Genomic DNA, 21712 nt, shown 5'->3' with positions numbered 1-21712 from the left:
TATAGTCCAAGTCTTAGACTAAATATAAGGCTGTGACATAGATCACAGCATATTCAAAATGGCTAATTTACCAGGACAAGCAGTTTGCAGTATTTCAGGCCTGTTTACCAACACTAGAGCGGCCAGTAAGAACGGTTGATGTAGGTGACATTTGTGCATCGAAAACTAGACTTGCCCCACCGGCAGCGCCGACCCAGGCTGCAAAATCGGCATCATGAACCGTCAATGAATGAATCGGTGCTAGCACTGAATATCTGGAGAACTCGCGTTCAACCGCATGAGACAACTGCGGGGCAAGCCTAGCGGCATGGGTACCACCAATCACCACGTCCGTTGCATCTAAAAAGTCCGCCGTGATCACAACAGCCTCAGCTATCGCGTCGACCGACTCCGCTAATAGATCCTGTGCGACTGCATTTCCATCACGGGCCATTGTCGCAATTGCATCCATTCCTGCAACCAGCTCAGTATGATTCCATTGACGATCTCGGTCAGGCAGTATTCCCCGGGCAACAGCTTGCCCAACCACGTATTCAAACTCGATAATTTTACCAACGCAACCTTGGCGCCCACAGCTACAAGGTGCACTATCGATACTCACTTTGATATGGCCTGCTTCTCCGGCATTGCCGCTGCCTCCAACAAATAGTTCTCTACCGCGAGCCACCGCAAATGCAATACCAAATCCCGCATAGACAAATAGAGTCGTCCTATCGAGCCCGCGATCGCGATTCCATAACTCACCAGCTAAAGCAGCAATCGAGTCCTTCTGCATGTAGACAGTCAGTCCGGTGGCATTGTGCACTTGTTGCAAGAAAGGAAAGTTGTCCCAACCGGGTAACGTTGGCGGGTCGATAAAGGTACCTCTATCAAGGTCGATCGGACCTGGCACCGAGCAGCCAATCCCCAGCACTCTTTCAACAGGAATTCCGTCAATCAGTTCCGCGCACAAACGGCCTATTGTCATCACGGCCTCATTTGGATCAGGAATTGAATCGGTATTGGCTCTTCGCCGAATTGTTCCATTTGCATCCATTAAGACAGCAGAAATGATCGGGGACGGCTCGAGATGTACACCAACGGCATACGCAGCGTCAGCTTGCGAATGCAAAAGTGTACGCGGTTTACCTCGACCGGATCGATGAACTCGTTGCCCTTCCCTCACCCATTCAAGTTCGAGTAGCCGATTGACGACATTGGATACGGTTTGCGGGCTCAACCCTGTTTCCGCAACTGCTTCAGCTCGACTAATCCCCGTTTTTGCACGTCGTATCAGGTCAAAAACCACTAACTGGTTATAATCTCCCACTCTTGGAATATTCGTTCCTAGCCGCAGACTTCGGGACCGTGAACGAAATCCACCCTCTGACACGGCGAAAACTCCTTTACTTCATTACCCCAATTATGTCTGCATGAGACATCCGCAGTATTTAGCGAGGAACAGTGCAATCATACACATTCGCAACAGAATGACTGGTCATATATGAGCTCTGCTGGGGGCAAGATAGTTACATATGAGCCCATTTGTGTGGTACAAGTAGTAGCTTGACTGGATATGACTCACTTGCACGGCTTACGCGCATAAAGTCATTGAGTCGATGGTGTATTTTCTGAGGCAAAGGGGGCGTAGTGGACATACTCTTAGGGATCGTATGTGCCGCATTCGTCTTTGTCTCCGGCAGAAACGATGGGGCACCGTTGGTTGCAGTACCACTTCAAACTTTACGTCGTTACTGGTGGATTCCCATTAGTCTGCTTTGGATCCTCTTACCGATTCTGCCCTTTTGTGGTTTTTGGGCAGTTGCAGGCTCTCTACAGCACATGTTTTCGCAATCCACTGGGGCCTTTGGTGCGGTGGTTGTTATTGGCACGGTGTTGATGGTGGTGGGATTCGCAACTTTGCAATCTATTCCCACGTCGATCACGCTATCTCTTGTTGGGGCGCTTGCGGGAACAAACATCGCAACCAACCAACCACTCGATTCCCCGCTACTGGTCAAAGTAATCAGTCTGGGGTTGGCTGCCCCTCTGATTGCGGCACTACTGGGATGGCTGCTCTCACGTGTACCGCCAGCTCTTCCGCATATTGGAGCAACACACCGAACCCTTGCTGCCTACCGAACACTAACATTTCCCTCTCTCGTGGCTGCATATGCACTCAACGACGGTCAAAAAGTGCTTTTCTGTGTAGCTCTTGTCATGGGCAACACCGTGGAAGAAGCCTCTAGTCAGGCTGGATTACTTTTCATCGCTTCAACAATCTTTTGTCTCGGCGCTCTCACTGGACTTCGACGATCTGGACGTTTCGTTCGCCACGGCATCACGGCCGCCACGCCCACACGACTGTTGTGGACCGAAGCCGCTACAGCAGCCACTGTAATTGGGGGATCCGTGGCGGGTATTCCCCTCTCGATGACACAATCACTCACTGGCGCCCTGTTAGGCACCGGAATTGCACGATCAACCAAGGCTATCTATTGGCGTAGTATCAGCCGCATCGGAATAGCTTGGCTATGGACAATGCCCGTATCAGCACTTTTAGCTTATGGTGGCACACTACTTGGAAAGTGAAGAATATGTTTCGAAAACTACTCCATCGCAAAAGACCTAGGCCGTCCGTCGCCGACTTATTGATTGAACAGATCATGGTGGCTCTTGATGCTACAGAACTGGCCAATATGGTGTGTTCTCGTGAAGCCGATGCGCAAAAGTCTCGGAAACCCATGCGCAGCATTGAACACGAAGGCGATGATGCGCGGGCTAATCTGGTACACCGTATGGACCTAGTGTTCACAGTTCCGTTGGAACGAGAAGACCTCTTCCGAGCATCCCGATCTATCGACGACGTCACCGATAATCTTCGCGATTTGGTCAGAGAAATGGCTAAATGGGATGTGCCACCCGGGCGCTGGTCGAACAATGCCCTAGCTCCTGCTGGTGATTCATTACGGGCCTTGCGTCGTGCAATTGCAACTGCAGATACTGCAAAAAGTAGGGAACAGTGCTTAATCGCTAGACACCACGCAAGTCGTTTACGAAAACGGTATCAAGATGGCCTCACTCGAGTTTTCGCGGAGGAGCTCTCCATGGATACTCTCAAAAAGAGAGAAGTTCTTCGTCGGATCGATTCAATTGGGTCTCGTCTCACAGAAGCGGCAGATGCTCTTCTTGATGGAATGGTCAAGAGGTATCTCTAATACGCAGTTTTCTACGTAAGGCGATGGGGCTTCACTTCTTATAACTATGAAATGCCTTTCCTACAGTAAATATCCCGCCGCACCACTAAGGGGAAAATACCAGCCAGCAAATGTGCTTTGTACACGACACGTTATATACTTCACCCCATATCTCAACGGTGAGTAGAATCCGAGGAACACATGTCAGAACTTAAGACTGTCCGAGCAACACATCCTGCGCGTTACGCAGTTGGAATGTTTGGAACATCTATCCCAATCAACGTCATCAAAGGCTCGATGATGTATTTCTATGTCGACATTCTAGGGCTTGACGGCGCAATATATGCGACTGTCTATGCCATATATGGAATTATCGACGCTCTGGATAATCCACTCTTTGGATACGTTTCGGACCGCACGCGCACTCGATGGGGGCGACGTAAACCATATTTGATTACGGGAGCACTCGTACTCATGCTCAGCATGATTGCTTTATTTTGGGTGCCAGCAAATATAGTCGCGTCCAAGGGTGTCGGCTTAGTCATATGGTTCGCGGTCTTTGCAATTCTCTCCGAAGCATCTGACTCTCTCATCAACGCAAACTACGGCGCTCTACTTCCTGAACTCTTTCCGCAAGAAAAACGCCGCGCGCTTGCGAATTCTCTTCGGCAAGGATTTCAGCTTGTCGCAATGATCATCGCCCTAGGCCTAACGCCTATTCTCGCGCAAAACGTCTTAGGCTGCGAAAAGGGCAAGCCTGGATGCATCAATCCCGAACAGGGCTACATTACACTTGCAATAATTTATGGTATTACCGGCGCCATAATTATTATCTATATGGCGCTAGGAGTTCACGAAAATCCCGCTATAGATAAGACGGAGCGTCCAAGATTCTTTCGTTCAATACAACAGATTGTTACAAATAAATACTTCTGGACGGTAGGAATCGTTAGTGCCTGCTACGCAGCCGGCATCGGGTTGATACTAGGAGGTCTCCAGTTCTACGTTAAGTATTCGTTGCAGGGAACTCCGCTTGACTCAACGATTCTCCAAGTTGTTGTCATTCTTGCTTCTATCGGCTTTCTTTCAGTATGGACAGCTGTGGTGCGACGGAAAGGTGCGGCATGGACATGGAAGATCGCACTTCCAGTCTGCGCTGTTTCTTTTATTCCATTATTCTTTGCGTCCAATCTTATCGGGGCTATTATCGCTGGCCTATGTGTCGGAATAGGATATTCGGGAATGCTTGCGACCAATGACCTCATTTTTGCTCGCATTTTGGACGATGACGCTCGAAAGTCTGGTGTGCACCGCGAAGGCCTATTTCTTTCAGCATTCGGAGTTTTAGGACGCCTCAACGCTCTCCTCGTTGCACTCGCTATCGCATCTCTTGGCTGGTTCTTCGGATATGTCAGCGGTGATGCTCCCGGTGCACATCCTGACCTAGCATGGCGTTTTTACATGGCGATTTACCCCTGCGCATTACTTCTCATCGGAACCATGATTTCTCGTTTCATCACCTTGCCTCAAGGCAATACGGAGGAGGAAGATACCGAGGAAACAGGTTCGTACCGTTCAGCAATCACCAACGCAGATTGGGAATAGCAACAATGGCCACTCGAAAACTAGTGATCACTGCGGATGATTTTGGATATTGCCCTGAAGTGGATCAAGCAATCGTCGATCTTTTCAGGGATAGCCTCATCACTGCCACAACTGTCATTTCTGCAAGTCCGCATCTATCAGCGCACAGCGACGATCTCATTTCTTTTTCCCCGCAAACGGGCCTCCATGTAGTGCTGAGTTCTGATCGCGGTAACTCCGCATGGAGGCCGTCCTCTTTAGAAATGCGGCGCATTATGCCCACTTTTCCAGATGATCCTACACAGATAGATCCAGCCACAAGCGAACAGATAAAGCCTGAACTGGAGGCACAGCTGCAGGCCCTAAAAGACATGGGATTTTCGCCCAATAGACTGGACTCTCACAGCGGAACACTCTACGGGCTAAGCGGTCCATCATTCATTGGAGAGTCCCTGCAGTTTTGCGCTGACCACAACTTGGGCTTTCGGCTTCCCCGGTCGCTTGCAATGTTTGTGGGAGACCAAGTACCTGAACACCTGATGAGAGCTCATTCTCAAGCCATCACATTTGCTGATCTACTTCATATACCGCTGCCGCAAGAAATTGCCAGCAATCAGCGACCAATTGCGGATATCCCTAACTATGAGTCGCTGCGCGAATCGTATCTACGGATGCTAGACCAGTTTCCAGAAGGGACCTCAGAGCTGTTCTTGCACCCTGCCTATGACAGTGATATTGCACGTGAAAAATTTGGATCAGCCTGGCAAAAACGCGTATGGGAACTGCAGCTTTTGCGCGACCCGCTATGGCAGAAAGCCCTTGATCGCAGTGACATTGAATTAGTAGCCGCTTGGTAGTATTTGCCAAACAGCTACTATGGTGACAGGGCCACCTCGCCTAGAAACTAGAAATAGGACAGGTCCTCAAACTTCTTTTCAAGAGCAATGCAAAGTATCAGCGCAAGCTTGTTATCCACTGTCAAACCTCCTATGAACCATGCCAAGCACACTTGACACCTATAGTCATAGGCTTTGCACAGTAAATTTGGCAAATAGAAGTTTGCTGCGGTGAGTGTGTGGTTGTTACGGATTTTTCTGCAAGATTTCGGTAAAAACCACGCACTCACCAAAGAATGGCAACTAACCTATCTACACACCGGCAGCGTTACGACGAACCGTTTCACCATCGGTGTAATTCTGTCCGGGCACATAGCCGTCTAGCGGAACGATGCGCTCATGAATGGCATCAATAATCCAATCAGCCTGCGGGAAGAAGAGGCTCTCCAACTCAGGTGCCGGGGTGATGTGGTTACGCGAACCCACAACAACCACAGGGGCATCAAGCGCATCAAAAGCTAGCGTTTGCACCGTGTTAGCGACAGTCTGCATGAACGAAGCGCGCTCCACCGCATCTGATGCCAACACCAACCGCCCTGTCTTCTTGACAGATTCGATGAGCTTTTCATAGTTGAGCGGAGTCACGAAGCGCAGATCAATGACCTCCGCGCTCATTCCGTGTTCCTTCTCCAGCTTTTCCGCTGCTTCCATAGCGCGGTAGAGCGTTGCACCGACTGTTGCAATGGTGACATCAGTGCCTTCTCGACGAATAGCTGGTTCCCCTTCGGGAGTCTCGTAATACCCTTCCGGCACGCCACCCTCTTCGAATTGTTCTCCGATGTCATAGAGCATTTGCGATTCAAGGAACACCACTGGATCTGTACCTGCAAGAGCCGCATTAAGCATCCCTTTGGCATCAGTTGGGGTGGCAGGGAAGTAGACCTTTAATCCTGGCATGTGCGCAACTAATGACGACCAGTCCTGACTGTGCTGGGCTCCGTATTTGTTACCCACAGAAACACGCAGTACCAGTGGCATCTTCAACAGACCTGCAGACATCGATTGCCACTTGGCCATCTGGTTGAATACTTCGTCACCAGCGCGACCCAGGAAGTCACAGTACATCAGCTCCACTACTGCCCTGCCTCCGGAAAGCGCGTAACCCACACCTGAACCAACGATGGCCGCTTCAGAAATAGGCGAATTAAAGAGGCGCCTGTAAGGGAGCAGTTCTGTCAGTCCGCGGTAGGCAGCGAAGGCGCCACCCCAGTCACGATTCTCTTCGCCCCATGCAGCCATGGTGGGATCAATAGAGAAGCGATGAGCCATCGCCTCGAAAATACCGTCACGGAACTGGTACATCTTCAGTTTAGAAACAGGTTTGCCATCTACTGTCGCCGTGCGGATCTTCTTAGAGATTGCCTTGACACGCGCATTGTCTTCCAGTGGCTCCAGCAGTTCAGGTTCTGCATCACTGAAAGCCTCAATATGCTGGTTAGAAAGCATAACTGACTCGATGTATTCGGCGTCCACGCGTGAGAGTTTGGTGTCATCAACCGCAAGCGCCAAGACCTTGGCGAGGCGTTCTTCCACCGCGGCGCGGATTCCCTCGACATCTGAAGTGCTAAGTGCCCCCTCACTAACCAGTCGTTCCGCATATGCGTCGATGGAGTCAACGTTCTGCCACGCTTCGATTTCCTCGCGGGTACGGTAGGAGGACGCGTCCGAGGGAGAGTGGCCCGCGAAACGATACGTGATGGTATCGAGAAGGACTGGCCCTTCACCTGCGAGGAGTATTTCTTTCTTGCGACGGGTCGCGTCTGCCACGGCCAAGGGGTTGTATCCGTCAACGCGCTCAGCATGCATATTCTCAGGGTTGACGCCTGCGCCCACTCGGGCCAGCATCCCATAGCCCATGGTCTCACCTGAGGTTTGACCGCCCATTCCGTAGAAGTTATTGAAGAAGTTATAGAGAATTGGCGGGTTGCCACCGTCCTCTGGGCGCCAAAGGTTACGGTATTGGTCCATTGCGGACATCATCATGGATTCCCACACCGGGCCACATCCCATAGAGGCATCGCCGATGTTGGCGATGACGATGCCCGGTTCGCGGTTGATCCTCTTGAAGAGAGCTGACCCTGTCGCGACAGGAGCGGATCCGCCAACAATCGCATTGTTGGGCATGGAACCAAATGGTGTAAAGAATGCGTGCATGGAACCGCCCATACCGCGGTTGAAGCCGTCTTTGCGGGCGAAGATTTCTGCCAGCGTTCCAAAAAGGATGAAGTTTTCAATCAGTGACTCATCCGAATCATGTTCGATAGTCTCTGCCCAACGGAGAGTGTCTCCACCCAGGAAATCTTTCATGATTTCGGTGACTTTTCCGGTCCCCAGTTTGCGAGCGGCAGAGAAACTCTTTGCCAAAATCTCTCCGTGGCTGCGGTGGGATCCGAAAATGTAGTCGTCAGCATCCAGTTCTGCAGCCTGTCCGACAACTGCAGCTTCTTGCCCCATCGATAGGTGGGCTGGTCCCTTGTGGTTGTATTCGATCCCGGCCCATCCGCCGGTTGTTTTGATGGAGTTCAACATGTTTTCGAAGGTTCGAATAACGATCATATCGTGAAGCATCGCCACCAAACCGTCGGTGCCATAGCGCGCTTTTTCTGCAGCAAAATCTGGGGTGTATTGATTTACAGGGATGGGTGGAATAACAATTTCGCTGGCCTGGCGGACAACATCGGGATCAACATTTAGTGCTTTAGTCATGTTTCCTTACTCTTTTCAGTCCCGGACGGCCCAGGCGGCCTCACGGATTCCTTCAGATACTGTCGGGTGAGGGAAGACCACTTGACGCAGGTCTTCCACTGTGAATTCGGATTCGAGGACGGTCGCGGCCCCCCAAATGGTCTCGGGCGCGTAGGGTCCTAACATGTGGATGCCGAGGATAACGCGGCTGTCCGCATCGGCGATTAGCTTGACCGCCCCAGGAGCTTTGAGTCCGTTTTCTGCAATAAACCTGCCTGAAAGCAGAAGAGGAACAGTTGCCGTGACCACCGCATATCCTTGTTCCTTTGCCTTCGCCTCGGTGAGTCCCACTCCTGCTGCCTCCGGCATTGAGTAGACCGCCCACGGGACGGTATTGTCGCGGAATATTTCTCCTGACGAGGAGGCTCCGGCGGGATTGAGGATATGCGCCGCAACAATGTCCGCCATCCGGTAGGCGGCATGGGCCAATAGGCTGCGCCCAGTCACGTCGCCAACAGCCCATACATTCGGAAGGTTGGTTTGCATAATGTCGTTGACCTTGATGCCGCGCGAAGTGAAGTCAAGTCCGGACTGTTCTGCCCCCCAGCCATTGACAAGGGGTCTGCGTCCCACAGCCATGAGGACCGCATCGGCTTCGGCCCGCTGCACAGTACCTTGAGGGTCTTCATAGATAACGGTTCCACCCTCGATAGCGGTAACCTTGCACCCTAGATGGAAATCGACGCCTTTGATACCTTTTCGTAGCTGCGCTGCCAAGTCGTCGTCCATGAATGGGACGATTTCTGGAAGCATTTCTATGACTTCCACTTGTGAGCCAAAGGCTGCAAAGAGGCTAGCGAATTCGACGCCGATCACGCCTCCACCGATGACGGCCAGACGCTCAGGCACTTTTTCCACTGCGAGTAAGCCCGTCGAATCAACCACCGCCGGGTTGTCCTTGGCACCAGGAATCGGGGGCATCACTGGTTCAGATCCGGTCGCGATAATGATGTGATCCGCAGTTTTCTGAGCACCATCTACCTCGACGATACCGGGTTTGACGAGGTTGGCATGAGCTTTCACTACCTCAACACCCGCGCGTTTTTCAGCGGCTCCCACGCCACCGACCAGTGTCTTCACTACGTCGGCTTTCCATCCTTGCACACGATCCCAGTCATAGCTGACTCCGGTAGCATCAACACCAAACTGGGATGCTTCTTTAGCGTGAACGTAGAGTTTTGCAGAGTTGAGGAGGCTCTTCGTTGGTATGCATCCGACGTTGAGGCAGGTTCCGCCAAGTGATTCTTTTTCGGCGAGTAACACTTTTTTACCCGCATGACCTAAGCGCTCGGCAGCCAGGTATCCTCCTGGGCCGCCACCGATGATAATGACGTCATAGTCGCTCATTTTCAGCCCATCACTGTCAGTTCGATATTGGCAATTGCTTCCACCAGGTCTTTGAGGAAGCGCGCCCCATCTGCCCCGTCATAGACTTGGTGGTCCATGGTCAGAGACAACCACAGGCGATTTTCAATCCCAACACCGCCATCGGGGAGTGCTTTAGCACGCGGTGTAATGGTGCCAACCCCAAGGATTCCTGCTTGCGGCTCATTGAGAACTGGGGTGAAGGACTCGATTCCAAAGGACCCTAGGTTAGATACCGTGAACGTGCCGCCACCAAGTAGGTCAGGACTGATTGACCCGTCGATTGCCGCGTGCGCTACTGTCTTCGAAGTGTCTGAGAATTGCTTGAGTGTCATCGCCTCGGCAAACTGAACAGTGGGGACTAGCAGTCCTCGGGGCGTGTCTACGGCAACGCCAAGATGCACACTGTCGAAAGAACGAATAACACCATCGGTCAGATGCGCATTGACCATCGGGTGACGCGTAAGAGTTTTTGCGACAGCGTAGCCGACCAGATCGCCGATAGTAACGGCATTGAGCCCCATAGATTCTGGAGCATTTTTCAGCTTCTTCCGCAACGCCAACAATCCATCGGCTGGAGCCGTAGCGGTGAGGGTTAGCTGCGCTGCGTTCTCAAGCGAGCTCATCATCCGCTGAGCAATCACCTTGCGCACGCCCTTGAGGGGCTGGTCCGTATAGTTGCCTGGGAATCCTGGTTGAGTGACTGCTGGCGCGGCGACTGTTTGTGAGGCTCCCTCGATCAGATCCGCACGGGTTACTCTTCCCCCAATCCCGCTTCCAGCAGTTCCTGGAACAAAACCTTCTGCACTGGCTCTCGCTGCGCGCGTGAGTCCGGGACCGGCGGCAATAGCTGCTCTGACATCCCGTTCAATGACGCGACCTTTTGGTCCACTTCCGGCCAGTGCGTCGGCTGCAATGCCGTGAGAAACTGCCAGATTTCGTGCCCTTGGCGAGGTTGGACTGTCCCCTCCCTCTTGCCGGGTACCGCTTATATGCGCGTCATCGTCATCCGTGACACTCACAGAACCAGCACCTGGATGTGAGGAGGAGGGTGTGGACGAGGTTGGGGCCTCCTCAGAAGGTTCATCAGCTGCGCCTGAAAGCAGTGACGGGTCAACTTCTTCCCCAGCCTCACCCACGACAAGGATTGGTTCCTTTACAGGTACGTCATCGCCCTCTTCCACCAATAGCGCCAAAACGGTTCCCGATACCCCTGCCGGAACTTCCATACTGGACTTATCTGTTTCGATCGCAGCGATGATGGTGTTTTCATCGACAGTGTCACCCGCCTTGACCATCCACTCACTAAGGAGGCATGACTCTACCGAGTTTCCGGCAGCAGGCATCACCACAACTTCAGACATATTTTTTCCTTTACGTTTCTATACAATCAACGCGCGCGGCGCCACTGCTTTTAGCACTTCGGTTGTCTCTGGGGAGAGGCCCGCATCGGCGATCACCCCTGAGAGCTGTTCCATCTCTAGGACAGAGACAAAACCAGCGCGTCCATATTTTGTATGGTCAGCAACTAGCCAGATTTCTTCAGTTCGCTCCATCATCGCTTCGATTACCTCGGCCCCTTCAGCAAACTGAGTGGTGATCCCCCGGTCAGAGGTGTACCCATCAGTTCCCACAAACGCCAGTCGAGCGTTGAATTTTCGAATAGAGGACACGGCCACAGGCCCCACTAGCGACTCGCTCTCGCGGTGAAACTGCCCGCCGGTAAGTATCACATCTAAATCAGGGTTGGCCCGTGCGTAAGTCAATACCAGCAGTGAATTAGTTACGATTTGCACGCCTCGCTTGCCCGTAAGGTACCGGACAATGAGAGCGGTTGTAGTACCAGCCTCAATCATGATGCGATCATCGTCTTGGACGAGGTTGGCTGCCGCCTGCGCAATGCGTTCCTTTTCTTTTTCCTGCACCTTGACGCGGTCAAGGACATTTTGGATCGAAACAGACTTGGCCCCACCCCATGTTCGTGCCAAAAGACCTTGCTGTTCTAACTGCCTCAAGTGTGAACGAATCGTCACCTCAGAAACACCTAAGTCCCTGGACAAAGCAGTCACGGATAGTGATCCATCTTGTGAAAGCAGGTCGAGAATGTAGCGTTCCCGTTCACTTCGTTCGGCCGTCACGGCACCCCCTTTGGTTACTTTCGATACTACGCTTTTTCGGAAGCAAACACAAGTAACTCGAAAGATTTCTTCTATGGAATCATCATTTTACGATGCCCCTCGCTGCGGACCATACCAAGTGACCCGGTGTTAGCGTAGAGTTTGCAGCCAACGAAAAAGGAGAAGTTGTTCTGCGACCCGCAGGTCAGCAGCGACATACAAGTCGTTTTGCGCGCAGCCGGGGGAGCCTAAAGACAGCGCTTTCCACCGATGAGATTTTATCGCTCACCCGATAGAAAACAGTCATGATCTTTGTCGACACGAACGTTATCCTTGATGTCGTCACTGATGACATTCACTGGTCGCCTTGGTCATTGAGGCAACTCGAATCTGCATCATATACTCACCAGCTCATCATTAATGACACAGTATTTGCAGAACTTTCCGTGGGATACCCACGTATTGAAGACATCAACGACCTTCTTAACGACTGGGGTTTGCATCTTATCGACACCCCACGCGAAGCACTTTTTCTCGCCGGAAAAGCATTCGTGCAATATCGGCAAGCCGGCGGCAGCCGCACCGGGGTTTTACCAGATTTTTTTATCGGTGCTCATGCTGCAATTCTCGATATTCCCCTACTTACCCGAGAAAAAACCGCTACCAGACCTACTTCCCCACACTGTCATTGATATGTCCCTAGAGGCTGCGCGCCATCACCGTTTCAGGCAACAACGCGCAGCAGGGAAGACTTCAGGACGCCTCGTGTAAAAGCATCTTTTCGGCAGCTCTGTTCCAAAGACCATCCGTCATTTCGGCTGCAACAACAGGGAAAGCTTCACGCAACTGGTCCAATGTAGTGAGGCCAAGGTCATGGAGTTGTGGGTACACCATGATCTTTCCGCCAGAGGTACGGTTCTCAACAGCCGCAAGCGCGTCCTTCACACCAGCCATCCCCGTCACTGCCCACAGTGATACGTTGGTGTCAATCAGACCCTCATCGACTTTCTGTTTCATGACAATCATGTCGTCAATGCGTGAACCAGAAGTTCCCACCATGTAGATGCCGTCGCCGACGATCTTTTCGACGTCCAACTCAACAGAGGTTCCAATAGGAAAGCCAGCAAACGCGTTAACAATCGCGCCGGGCACAGCAACATCAACAGCTTGTTGTACGAGGGGCGCGGCGGGTACCATCACTGAAACATAGGTGTACCCCTTATCAAGAGGGGTTTCTTTCGAATTCTGGAAGGCTGTTTCAACCTGGTGTTTGATGGCTAGTGGCGCAACGACTTCTTCTAGCCGCGCCAGGCGAGCATCATCGACGTCAACAGCATCTACAGTAATGTCTTCAACGCCTGAGACAACGGAGCGGACTGTGTGCATGAGGCCCATGGGGCCTGCAGCGCCGATTATCCCCACGATGTCACCCGGACGCAGCTCCGGAGTCGCAGGAATGCGATGATACCCGTCAACTGCAGAGTCACCGCGAGTACCAACATAGCGGATCAGGTCGTAGTGGACGCGTCCCACGTCGACCTTTACCTTGCGATCGACGTGTGCGCCGTTCAGAACAATATCAAGGATGCCGTTCCATCCCAGTTTATGCTCCAGTGCTTCGATAACCTCGGCGGAGGAACCGAAGTAGATAATGTCGTCGAACTTTTCTCCCTCTACGTTCGCTAAGTCAGCTGATCCAATGGTGGTTACCCATTCGGGCTTCGATTCTGCTGTCAGTTCTTCGACGCCCTTGGCTTCCCGCCCCTCGTCAAGGACAACTAAGAGGCGTCCTCCTTCACGTAGAGTTTGGCGCTCATCCCACGCATAGGCTGCCTCGACACAAGCCCAGGGCTCAATCAATGCAACCGCAGATGCACTGGGTTTGTCGCTTACTGGAATAAGAAAGCGGGTCCCTTCGGAGTCGATAATGACCGCCTCGTCCATGAGAGCATATTCTTCCAACGCTCCGTCAAAGGTGTATCCGAAAGCTGCGTTTGACGAGGCGGTGGGCAGGTGCCGGTAGTCGGTTTGAATGAGGACACGCTCACCAACCTGGTGATGCTTCACCTCAGAACCTACCGCGACAATCTCGCCGACCGCCTCGTGACCAGGAACTACTGGCATATCACCTGGCTTATATGAGGGGATTGCCGCCAGTTGTTCGGGGCTCAGTCCCCCAATAACATCACTTTTGCGAGGATGCTTGTCGAAAGCGTTGATGAGTTTTATGTCCGAGAAGCAAATACCGCATGCTTCTACTTTCACCATGACTTGGGTTGGGCCGACTGGATCAACCGATTTTTCGGGATTTACCACAGCCTCTTTTACGCCAGTAAACTGGACGGCATGTTGGGTTTTAGGCAGTTTTTCAGTCATTTTCTGGACTCTCCTTTAGCTGAGCATATTCTGGCCGCCGGTCACGGGGACTGCCTGGCCTGTCTCATATGTCTGTTCAACAATGTAGTAGATGGCGGTCGCCAAATCAGCGGGAACGCATCCGCGACGCATGGGGACTTTCGCCTCGTAGAATTCGCGCACGTCGTCAATAGTTTTGGCACCGGGCACTTTACCTGCTTCAAGGTATTGAACGAAGAGGCCACGTTCTGGATCCATCCACAGAGGGCCGTCTAAATAGTTCCCTGGGCAGATTGCATTGACTTTGATACCGTCTTCGACAAGTTCAAGTGCGAAGGACTGTGTGAGGCCTATACCGCCAAATTTGGATCCCGCATATGCAAAATTGCGTTTTGACCCTTCAAGACCAGATTTAGAGTTGATTTCGATAATGTCAAACCACACGTCGGGCGCAGTTCGGTGCTGGATAGCCATGGTGGGGGCAATCGCCTGCACGCACAGGAAATATCCTTTGTAATTAACTGCCGTTACCAAGTCGAAGTCGGCAACCGGCTGGGTCATAACAGATCCGGCGCGTAGCACTCCCGCGTTGGAGATGAACACATCCGCCCCACCGTATATTTCGCAGATCTGGGCAACAAAATCTTTGGTGGAGTGCTCATCCGACACGTTAACTTCTAACGCCCTGCCACCGAGCTTTTCAGCTTCGACTTGTGCTTGAGCAAGATTCAGATCGCCCAAAACCAGGTGCGCCCCTTCTTTCGCCAATTCTTGGGCGATGCCTAGCCCGAATCCTTGGGCAGCGCCTGTAACGACAACGACTTTCCCGTCGAGGCGTCCGCCGCTGTGTCCGGCAGCAATCTTTTTGCGATACGATTCAGCTTCCCAGTTCTCAATGAACCCTCGCTCGCGTTGATTCATGACTCGGACCGCGCCGAGACGATTGGCATCGCGAGCAACCCGCACTGCATCTGTGTAGGTGAGTAAAGCCGTGCGCGCAGCCGTCAGGTCTTTACCGGCTGCCAACACAGCAACACCGGGCACGACGATGATTATGGGATTCTTCCCGTACTTCTCCCGGTATTGAGCTACAGCCTGCTCCGCATAGGTCACCAAATCATCGTGGCCTTTTGTTTCTAGCACCAGCGGGATTGAGCCCGCGTAGACAATTTGGTCTGGAATCAATGGCCCTTCAGCCAACAACATTCCTTGGCGCGCTAGGTCACCACAGTCCGATGTGATGACCGCTAAACGGTTTCCGTCTCGCAATAGTCCACGCAAAGCAGGAGACACGTGCGTAACTACGCGACGGTATTCTTCGGCGTCAAGACTGGGGACCTGTGCAGCAGGAGCGGCATCGATAGCCGTCTGCACTGCGGTGGTGAGAGTACGGGATAGGGAATGAATCTCTTCAGCAGTGTCGCCAGCAATGATGATGCCGTGGTTACCCAGCAGAGTTATGCCAGGAGAGGGTTTGCCAGTTCGTTTCTCGAAGGCGGTGCGCACTTCCTCCACCTTGCGAGCCAACGGAACACCCGGGTCGGTATAGGGAACAAAAATTGCCTGGTCGCCGAGGAGCTCCCCAATCAACTCTTCTGCATTCTCATTGCAGGTGAGGGCATTGGCTACAACCGGATGTGTGTGCAAAACCAGTTTTTGGGGAATGAGTGCATGGAAGAGAATCTCAACCGACGGTCGCCTTCCAGTGTCACGAACCAAAGCTCGCTGCGCCGCCACCCTCACCGGATCACCTTCGACGGGGGCGTCACTGTGAAGCGCGTCGAGAAGAACATCCATACGTAGCGGTACTAGGTCTTCTTCCGTGAGTGTCGCTAGGGGAACGCCAGATGGCTTGATATAGAGGATTCCGTCTTCTTTGATAGAGGCGTTTCCACCCCCAGCGCGTGAGTAGGTTTCATCCCTACCGTAGGCATTGGCAACTTCGATGAGCTCCGCAAAAGACATTACTCTTCCCCCTCTATCAGTGCCTCACCATACGCAATCAAATCTTCTTTGCCGACGTCAGTGCGGTTTCCTCCCTCGTCCACAAAACCGGGCTTACCCTGTTGTACCAATGCTTGATGGGCTGCTATTACACAGGAAGCCTCCCAGAAGGCTTGCTTGGCATAGTCCGATGTAGGACCATCAACGCACGCCGGGTCCAACGCGATCTTGTCGACAGTGTTGTGTTCGGTGCCCGCCATGACGATCAGCCCAGCATCGGTGAAGGCTTTCACATACTCATCAACAACAGCGACGTGGTTGCGAATAGGAATAAGTTCGGCGGCATAAATGCCGCGTTTGAGCAGTTCTCTAGCCAGTTGGTCTGGATCGGCTTCAAATTCACACACTGGGCTTACCCCATCAGCCAACGTCGGATATACCGGAATTCCATCCATGGCCACGATATACGCGTAAGCCTGCTCGAAGCTCAACGGCACTTCGGGGGCAAAGCCTGGGGTGCCAGCCTTCAACAGCCGCGAACGAATTTCTCCCTGCAGTGCCACTGGATCATTCACATCCACAGTCGATGGCTGTCCATACAGCTTTGCAAGGGCTACGCGCTTATCCTCTTCACGGAGATGGGAAAGAGACTCTTCGCAGGCGCGTGCAATGTGACGCTCTTGAAGCGACACCCATTCCACGGGAACACCGGCGCGCTGAGCGACTGCCTGTGCGATTGATTCGACACTCAACTCATTGTCGATGCCACATTCGGTGAACCATGCGGCAAGTTGCTGAACTTGAGCGGCAGACCGTGCGTCGTTTCCTGTGCGGATAGATTCAGCTATGTGCGCCGCTTCAACCGTTTTTTCTTTGAATGGGCTAATCCCTTTACCGCACAGATACATGCGTCCTGGGTTTGCCGGATCATTGACACGGATTCCTTGTGCTTCCAATGCAGGGTCAAGAGTGATGAACTCTAGGCCGTACAGCGGCACGATACCCGCACCCTTAGCTGCTTCGGTGAAAGCACGGTAGACACTTTGGTCGTAAAAATTCGAGATTCCCATCGCAGCAACATTTTGACTCACAGCAGCCTGGACTGCCTCATCCACTGTCTCGTAGGCCGAAAAGTTCGGGGGGAAGTGAACGTGGGTGTTTGTCACGGGGATTGTCATTGATGCCTCTCTTGAATTGTCTTTTCTGCCTCATCCCAGCGCGCTGCGGGGATAGGGAGGGTTCCAGGTTGATAGTTGATTGTCTCTACCGAATTTCTTGATACCTCGCGGAGGGCATCTAGACCACCCACAATATCGCCACATGCGCGGGCTTGGATCAACAGATTGCCCAATGCGGTTCCTTCGGTGGGCCCTGCAACTACAGGCAAACCGGTGGCCTCAGCAGCAAGTTGGCACAGCAGCTTGTTTTTGCATCCGCCCCCGACAATGTGGAGAACTTCCACTTTGCGTCCGGCCAGCATTTCTTCTTGGCGAATAGCTCTGCGGTATGCCAAAGCTAGAGAGTCCATGATGCAGCGTGTAATGACGCCCTGGTCATCTGGAAGATTTTGCCCGGTTTCAGCAGCAATCTGCCGTAGACGTGTTGGCATGTCGCATACAGGGAATAGTCTTGGATCGTTGATATCGACGACATACTGTAAAGCTGGAAGTACCTCCGCGGCGGCATCGAGTTCAGGAAGCGTCTTTTCGCGTCCTTGCTCTTTCCACACCCGGCGACACTCATTAAAGACCCACATCCCCATGATGTTCTGCAAGTAGCGGACGGTGCCATCCGCCCCCAACTCGTTAGTGAGATTTGCTTGCCGACTCCCCTCCGTAAGAACTGGGTGATCCAGTTCCATTCCTACCAGGGACCATGTTCCCGAGGAAATAAAAGCAAAATTTGGCGTACTAGCTGGAACTGCCACCACTGCCGAAGCTGTGTCATGCCCGCCAACAGCAACAACTTTCACTTCTTTGTCGAGGACTCCCGGCGTACTGTCGGCCACAACTGTGCCCGGCTCAACTAATTCGGGAAGAATCCGCCCAGCTGGAATAGAGAAGTCTTCTTCGAGAGTCTGGACCACTTCGAGTGACCACGAGCGCGTCGTGGGATCAAGTAACCCTGAGGTTGAGGCAATAGTAACCTCAGCGACCTTTCGTCCGGTGAGCCAGTAAGAAAACAAGTCTGGGGTGAAAAGTATCGTCTCTGTGTCATTCCACAGAGGGTCGCCGCTGGCTCCCACCAGTTGGAACACAGTGTTGAACTGTTGGACTTGCAGACCTGTGAGTTCATAGAGTTTTTGCGAGGGCATCACCTTGAAATATGCCTCTACCGCACTGTCTGTTCTGGAATCCCGATAGTGAAATGGCTGCTCTAGTAACTCACCGTCACCATCGAGGCGCCCATAGTCAACGCCCCAGGTGTCGATACCTACAGACTTAAGCGCTCCCTCAGTTTCTTCGATTGCACGATTGAAACCTCTTTGCACCTCACTGAACAGTCGCGTTGCATCCCAGTGAATCCCATCGGAATGCTCGATTGGCCCATTATCAAAACGATTGATGTCTGTGAGAACCATACGGCCTTCGCTGAGACGACCCACAATTACTCTGCCGCTGGAGGCCCCCAAGTCAGCAGCGGCGTACGCACCTTGCATTCCTTCAGTCATCCTCACGCTCCTTTGGCCCCTGCGCCAAATTTGAAAGTAAATCGAATGCTGATCATAAGTATATCAAAGGTACTGTCTGGACAGTACCCCCACAACTCATTACAGAGTCATAAAACTAAACCAAGTACGAATTTTTGCACGTGATTAGGTATTATGACTCTGTAATGTGCGGTCAGGGTTAGAGAGCCGCTAGCTGATCCTCAAGATTGAATACCAGTTCCAGCCTTCGCCACGCCTCATCCGGCGCTCCTTCAGTTGCGAAGAGTTTCGACATCTCTTTTTGCCACTTGGTGTTTATTTCGGTTGCAGCCACTTTCGCTTGTGCTTCATCGAGGTCTTCGGACTCGACGTATCCAATCAGCATTCCGTCAGGTGACAAGAAGAGTGAATAGTTGCGCCACCCAGATTCTTTGAGTGTGCGCAACAGTTCAGGCCAGACAGCCTCATGTGCCTTCTTATAGACATCAATGCGCTGCGGATCCACTTGGCCGACAAGGCAGTAACGCCGCATCAGGCCCCCCAGCTCAGTTGCTTGCCGCCTTTGCGCTCCTCCGCAATCTTTGCCAAGTATCCCGATTCAAGGAATGCAGCCATGGGATCTGCAGGTAGGCCTCGACTTTCTCGCCATGCAGCAAGGTCAGCGCGCACATCAGTATTGAAAGCGTCCATGAGGATCGCATTCGCCCCCAGGACGTCACCCTCAACTTCTGCCTGGGCCAATGCTTCACGATCTACCATCAGTGCTTTGGCCGTCTGTTCTTGAACATTGAGAACCGAGCGAATCTGGCCTGGAATCTTGTCTTCGATGTTATGGCATTGATCAAGCATGAAGGCCACTCCCGAGTCGGGACCGTAGCCTCCCCCAGCGATCACTTCACAAAGAATACGGAAGAGCTGGAAAGGATCCGCGGCACCGACAATCAAATCATCATCTGCATAAAAGCGAGAGTTGAAATCGAATGCCCCTAGTTTGCCGAGTCTCAGCAATTGCATGACGATAAACTCAATATTTGTCCCAGGCGCATGGTGCCCGGTATCCAAACACACCATTGCCTTGTCACCAAGGGCTGCCACCTGAACGTAGGACGTTCCCCAGTCCGGCACGTCGGTGTGGTAGAACGCTGGCTCAAAGAACTTGTATTCCAGGACTAGACGCTGGTTCTCGTCAAGGGCGTCATAAATTACTTGAAGTGACTCCGCTAAACGATCTTGGCGCCCCCGGATGCTTCCTTGGCCCGGATAGTTAGTGCCATCTGCCAACCAAATCTTAAGATCTGTCGATCCGGTTTCCCGCATAATGTCGATACATTCGAGGTGGTGGTCGATAGCGCGTTGCCGAATCGCCGGATCCACATTGGTGAGGCTTCCATACTTATAAATGTCATCCTGGAAGGTATTCGAGTTCACCGTGCCGAGCTTGATGCCTAGATCCTCAGCGTAACGGCGCAATGCTGCATAGTCCTCGTGCTTGTCCCAAGGAATATGGAGTGCGACCACTGGGGCCAGACCCGTGTACTTGTTTACCTGGGCTGCATCGGCAAGTTTTTCTTCGACACTGCGCGGAGACCCAGGAGAGCCAAATACTTTGAAACGGGTTCCCGAGTTCCCGAAAGCCCACGATGGAAGTTCAATGGCTTGTACGGCCAGCTGATCGGTTATTTCGGAGAAGGTGGTCATTGCTCTTTCTTCCTAGAGTGTATTGCGAAAAATCTTCAGATTGAGGGACCCAATTGAATACATCAATTGGGTCCCAAGACTACTTCGGCTTAGAAGTCGAAGTCTCCGATATTGTCTTTATTGAAGCGGTAGGGATCACCCAAGAGAACAACTCCGTCTTTACCGACTTCGTAGTCTCCTAGATCACCAGCTGAGAAAGTATCTCCCTCAGCACCGGTAATACTGCCGTTCATAAGGGCGTCCGCAGCAAATGCGGCCAAGTATCCGAGTTCTTCTGGATTCCATAGAGCGAACTCGATGACTGTACCGTCTTCGACGTAGTCGCGCATTTGGTTAGGCGTTCCCAGTCCAGTCAAAGCAACTTTGCCCTTGTATTCCGACGTCGATAGGTAGCGTGCAGCCGCCGCGATTCCTACCGTCGTAGGAGAGACGATTCCCTTCAGCTCTGGGTAGGTCTGCAGAAGGCCTGCCGTCTTGTCGAAAGAGGTCTGGTCGTCATCGTCACCGTAGACTACTTCCACCAACTCAATATTTGGATGGTTTGCTTCGAGTTCCTTTTTCATGAGCTCGATCCACTCATTTTGGTTTGTCGCGTTAGCAGCTGCAGAAAGTATTGCGATCTGTCCAGTATCGCCAATTTCTTCAGAGACGATATCGATTTGCGCTTTGGCAATGCCTTCTGCATCCGCTTGGCTAATGAAAATATCTCGACATTCTGGATTAGTGTCAGAGTCGAAGGTGACAACCTTTACACCAGCATCTTTGGCCTCAACCAAAGCATCACAGATTGCCGCCTTGTCATTTGCCGACACGATAAGAGAGCCAACACCCTGCTGAGTTGCAGTGTTGATGTAGCTAACTTGAGAATCAGCAGTCGCTTCTGCCGGGCCTACTTCTTCCGTACTGGCCCCAAATGATTCTGCAGCTGCCTGGATGCCTTTATAGCTTGCATCAAAATAGGGATTGCCCAAGTTCTTAGGCAAGAATGTGATGGAATTATTTCCACTCCCTTTGGCCTCATCACCGCCGGCCGGTTCTTCATTAGTCGAACCCCCGGAGGTCCCACTTTCAGCTGCTTTATCGCTACTTGAGCAGCCAGCCAATGCCGCAATCGACAATGTTGCACTGGCAATAACCGCTGCAAGACGTTTAGTTCCTAGCCTCATTACTGGTTCCTTTCTA

The 21712-nt window shown here is 52.3% G+C and carries 17 protein-coding genes; 5 read left to right on the top strand and 12 right to left on the bottom strand.

The features are described from left to right. Window positions 1-94: 94 nt before the first annotated feature. Window positions 95-1309: an ROK family transcriptional regulator gene (locus FYJ24_RS06480; RefSeq protein WP_154544747.1), complete on the bottom strand. Its 1215-nt coding sequence runs from the start codon at window positions 1307-1309 to the stop codon at window positions 95-97. A gap of 320 nt (window positions 1310-1629) precedes the next feature. Here FYJ24_RS06480 and FYJ24_RS06475 point away from each other — a divergent pair, with 320 nt between their 5' ends. From FYJ24_RS06475 to FYJ24_RS06460, 4 genes are all read left to right on the top strand, one after another. Further along, window positions 1630-2571: an inorganic phosphate transporter gene (locus tag FYJ24_RS06475; RefSeq protein WP_154544745.1), complete on the top strand. Its 942-nt coding sequence runs from the start codon at window positions 1630-1632 to the stop codon at window positions 2569-2571. 5 nt (window positions 2572-2576) lie between these two features. After that, entirely contained in the window at window positions 2577-3197 is a 621-nt protein-coding gene (locus FYJ24_RS06470) for a DUF47 domain-containing protein (RefSeq protein ID WP_206192559.1), read from the top strand. A gap of 180 nt (window positions 3198-3377) precedes the next feature. Continuing rightward, window positions 3378-4781, top strand: a complete 1404-nt coding sequence (locus FYJ24_RS06465; RefSeq protein WP_154544742.1) for an MFS transporter — start codon at window positions 3378-3380, stop codon at window positions 4779-4781. Window positions 4782-4786: 5 nt separating this feature from the next. Beyond that, on the top strand, window positions 4787-5617 hold the full coding sequence (locus FYJ24_RS06460) for a carbohydrate deacetylase (RefSeq protein ID WP_206192558.1): 831 nt from the start codon (window positions 4787-4789) through the stop codon (window positions 5615-5617). A gap of 291 nt (window positions 5618-5908) precedes the next feature. Here the strand turns inward: FYJ24_RS06460 and FYJ24_RS06455 are convergent, their stop codons facing one another. The 4 genes from FYJ24_RS06455 to FYJ24_RS06440 are packed head-to-tail and all read right to left on the bottom strand — an operon-like array spanning window position 5909 to window position 11904. Next, window positions 5909-8362, bottom strand: a complete 2454-nt coding sequence (locus FYJ24_RS06455; protein WP_154544738.1) for an alpha-ketoacid dehydrogenase subunit alpha/beta — start codon at window positions 8360-8362, stop codon at window positions 5909-5911. 15 nt (window positions 8363-8377) lie between these two features. Beyond that, on the bottom strand, window positions 8378-9748 hold the full coding sequence (gene lpdA / locus FYJ24_RS06450; protein ID WP_206192557.1) for a dihydrolipoyl dehydrogenase: 1371 nt from the start codon (window positions 9746-9748) through the stop codon (window positions 8378-8380). 2 nt (window positions 9749-9750) lie between these two features. Continuing rightward, the gene (locus FYJ24_RS06445) at window positions 9751-11130 is read right to left on the bottom strand and encodes a dihydrolipoamide acetyltransferase family protein (RefSeq protein ID WP_154544735.1); all 1380 of its coding nucleotides are present in this window, start codon (window positions 11128-11130) and stop codon (window positions 9751-9753) included. 18 nt (window positions 11131-11148) lie between these two features. Beyond that, the gene (locus FYJ24_RS06440; protein WP_318656568.1) at window positions 11149-11904 is read right to left on the bottom strand and encodes a DeoR/GlpR family DNA-binding transcription regulator; all 756 of its coding nucleotides are present in this window, start codon (window positions 11902-11904) and stop codon (window positions 11149-11151) included. A gap of 284 nt (window positions 11905-12188) precedes the next feature. On the opposite strand from FYJ24_RS06440, the gene FYJ24_RS06435 reads away from it, so the two are divergent. Next, window positions 12189-12575, top strand: a complete 387-nt coding sequence (locus tag FYJ24_RS06435) for a type II toxin-antitoxin system VapC family toxin (RefSeq protein ID WP_206192556.1) — start codon at window positions 12189-12191, stop codon at window positions 12573-12575. A 61-nt stretch (window positions 12576-12636) separates the two neighbouring features. Here FYJ24_RS06435 and FYJ24_RS06430 read toward each other — a convergent pair whose 3' ends face one another. The 7 genes from FYJ24_RS06430 to rhaS form a co-directional block, all read right to left on the bottom strand. Beyond that, on the bottom strand, window positions 12637-14259 hold the full coding sequence (locus FYJ24_RS06430) for an alcohol dehydrogenase catalytic domain-containing protein (protein ID WP_154544733.1): 1623 nt from the start codon (window positions 14257-14259) through the stop codon (window positions 12637-12639). Between the two features lie 15 nt (window positions 14260-14274). Beyond that, complete coding sequence (locus tag FYJ24_RS06425) at window positions 14275-16203, bottom strand: SDR family NAD(P)-dependent oxidoreductase (RefSeq protein WP_154544731.1); 1929 nt, start codon at window positions 16201-16203, stop codon at window positions 14275-14277. Next, window positions 16203-17360 carry a hypothetical protein gene (locus FYJ24_RS06420; RefSeq protein WP_154544729.1) on the bottom strand — a complete coding sequence of 386 codons (1158 nt, stop codon included), beginning with the start codon at window positions 17358-17360 and terminating at the stop codon, window positions 16203-16205. Before FYJ24_RS06420 ends, FYJ24_RS06425 begins: the two co-directional genes overlap by 1 nt. Next, window positions 17357-18853, bottom strand: coding sequence for a rhamnulokinase (locus FYJ24_RS06415; RefSeq protein WP_154544727.1), 1497 nt, complete (start codon window positions 18851-18853; stop codon window positions 17357-17359). Before FYJ24_RS06415 ends, FYJ24_RS06420 begins: the two co-directional genes overlap by 4 nt. A gap of 178 nt (window positions 18854-19031) precedes the next feature. Next, complete coding sequence (locus tag FYJ24_RS06410; protein WP_154544725.1) at window positions 19032-19364, bottom strand: L-rhamnose mutarotase; 333 nt, start codon at window positions 19362-19364, stop codon at window positions 19032-19034. After that, entirely contained in the window at window positions 19364-20530 is a 1167-nt protein-coding gene (gene rhaI, locus FYJ24_RS06405; protein WP_154544723.1) for an L-rhamnose isomerase, read from the bottom strand. Before rhaI ends, FYJ24_RS06410 begins: the two co-directional genes overlap by 1 nt. An 89-nt stretch (window positions 20531-20619) precedes the next feature. Next, complete coding sequence (rhaS, locus tag FYJ24_RS06400; protein ID WP_154544721.1) at window positions 20620-21696, bottom strand: rhamnose ABC transporter substrate-binding protein; 1077 nt, start codon at window positions 21694-21696, stop codon at window positions 20620-20622. Window positions 21697-21712 lie beyond the last annotated feature (16 nt).

Source organism: Scrofimicrobium canadense (assembly GCF_009696615.1).
Lineage (GTDB): Bacteria > Actinomycetota > Actinomycetes > Actinomycetales > Actinomycetaceae > Scrofimicrobium > Scrofimicrobium canadense.
Note: the sequence above shows the minus strand (reverse complement) of the source record. Positions and strands in the feature narration are given on the sequence as shown.

What these genes read in the sequence shown, in the direction of transcription:
- FYJ24_RS06435 (WP_206192556.1), top strand. Translation starts at nt 12,189, where the DNA reads ATGATCTTTGTCGACACGAACGTTATCCTTGATGTCGTCACTGATGAC.
- FYJ24_RS06425 (WP_154544731.1), bottom strand. Translation starts at nt 16,203, where the DNA reads ATGTCTTTTGCGGAGCTCATCGAAGTTGCCAATGCCTACGGTAGGGAT.
- FYJ24_RS06470 (WP_206192559.1), top strand. Translation starts at nt 2,577, where the DNA reads ATGTTTCGAAAACTACTCCATCGCAAAAGACCTAGGCCGTCCGTCGCC.
- rhaI (WP_154544723.1), bottom strand. Translation starts at nt 20,530, where the DNA reads ATGACCACCTTCTCCGAAATAACCGATCAGCTGGCCGTACAAGCCATT.
- FYJ24_RS06410 (WP_154544725.1), bottom strand. Translation starts at nt 19,364, where the DNA reads ATGCGGCGTTACTGCCTTGTCGGCCAAGTGGATCCGCAGCGCATTGAT.
- FYJ24_RS06465 (WP_154544742.1), top strand. Translation starts at nt 3,378, where the DNA reads ATGTCAGAACTTAAGACTGTCCGAGCAACACATCCTGCGCGTTACGCA.
- FYJ24_RS06445 (WP_154544735.1), bottom strand. Translation starts at nt 11,130, where the DNA reads ATGTCTGAAGTTGTGGTGATGCCTGCTGCCGGAAACTCGGTAGAGTCA.
- FYJ24_RS06415 (WP_154544727.1), bottom strand. Translation starts at nt 18,853, where the DNA reads ATGACTGAAGGAATGCAAGGTGCGTACGCCGCTGCTGACTTGGGGGCC.
- FYJ24_RS06430 (WP_154544733.1), bottom strand. Translation starts at nt 14,259, where the DNA reads ATGACTGAAAAACTGCCTAAAACCCAACATGCCGTCCAGTTTACTGGC.
- lpdA (WP_206192557.1), bottom strand. Translation starts at nt 9,748, where the DNA reads ATGAGCGACTATGACGTCATTATCATCGGTGGCGGCCCAGGAGGATAC.
- rhaS (WP_154544721.1), bottom strand. Translation starts at nt 21,696, where the DNA reads ATGAGGCTAGGAACTAAACGTCTTGCAGCGGTTATTGCCAGTGCAACA.
- FYJ24_RS06455 (WP_154544738.1), bottom strand. Translation starts at nt 8,362, where the DNA reads ATGACTAAAGCACTAAATGTTGATCCCGATGTTGTCCGCCAGGCCAGC.
- FYJ24_RS06460 (WP_206192558.1), top strand. Translation starts at nt 4,787, where the DNA reads ATGGCCACTCGAAAACTAGTGATCACTGCGGATGATTTTGGATATTGC.
- FYJ24_RS06420 (WP_154544729.1), bottom strand. Translation starts at nt 17,360, where the DNA reads ATGACAATCCCCGTGACAAACACCCACGTTCACTTCCCCCCGAACTTT.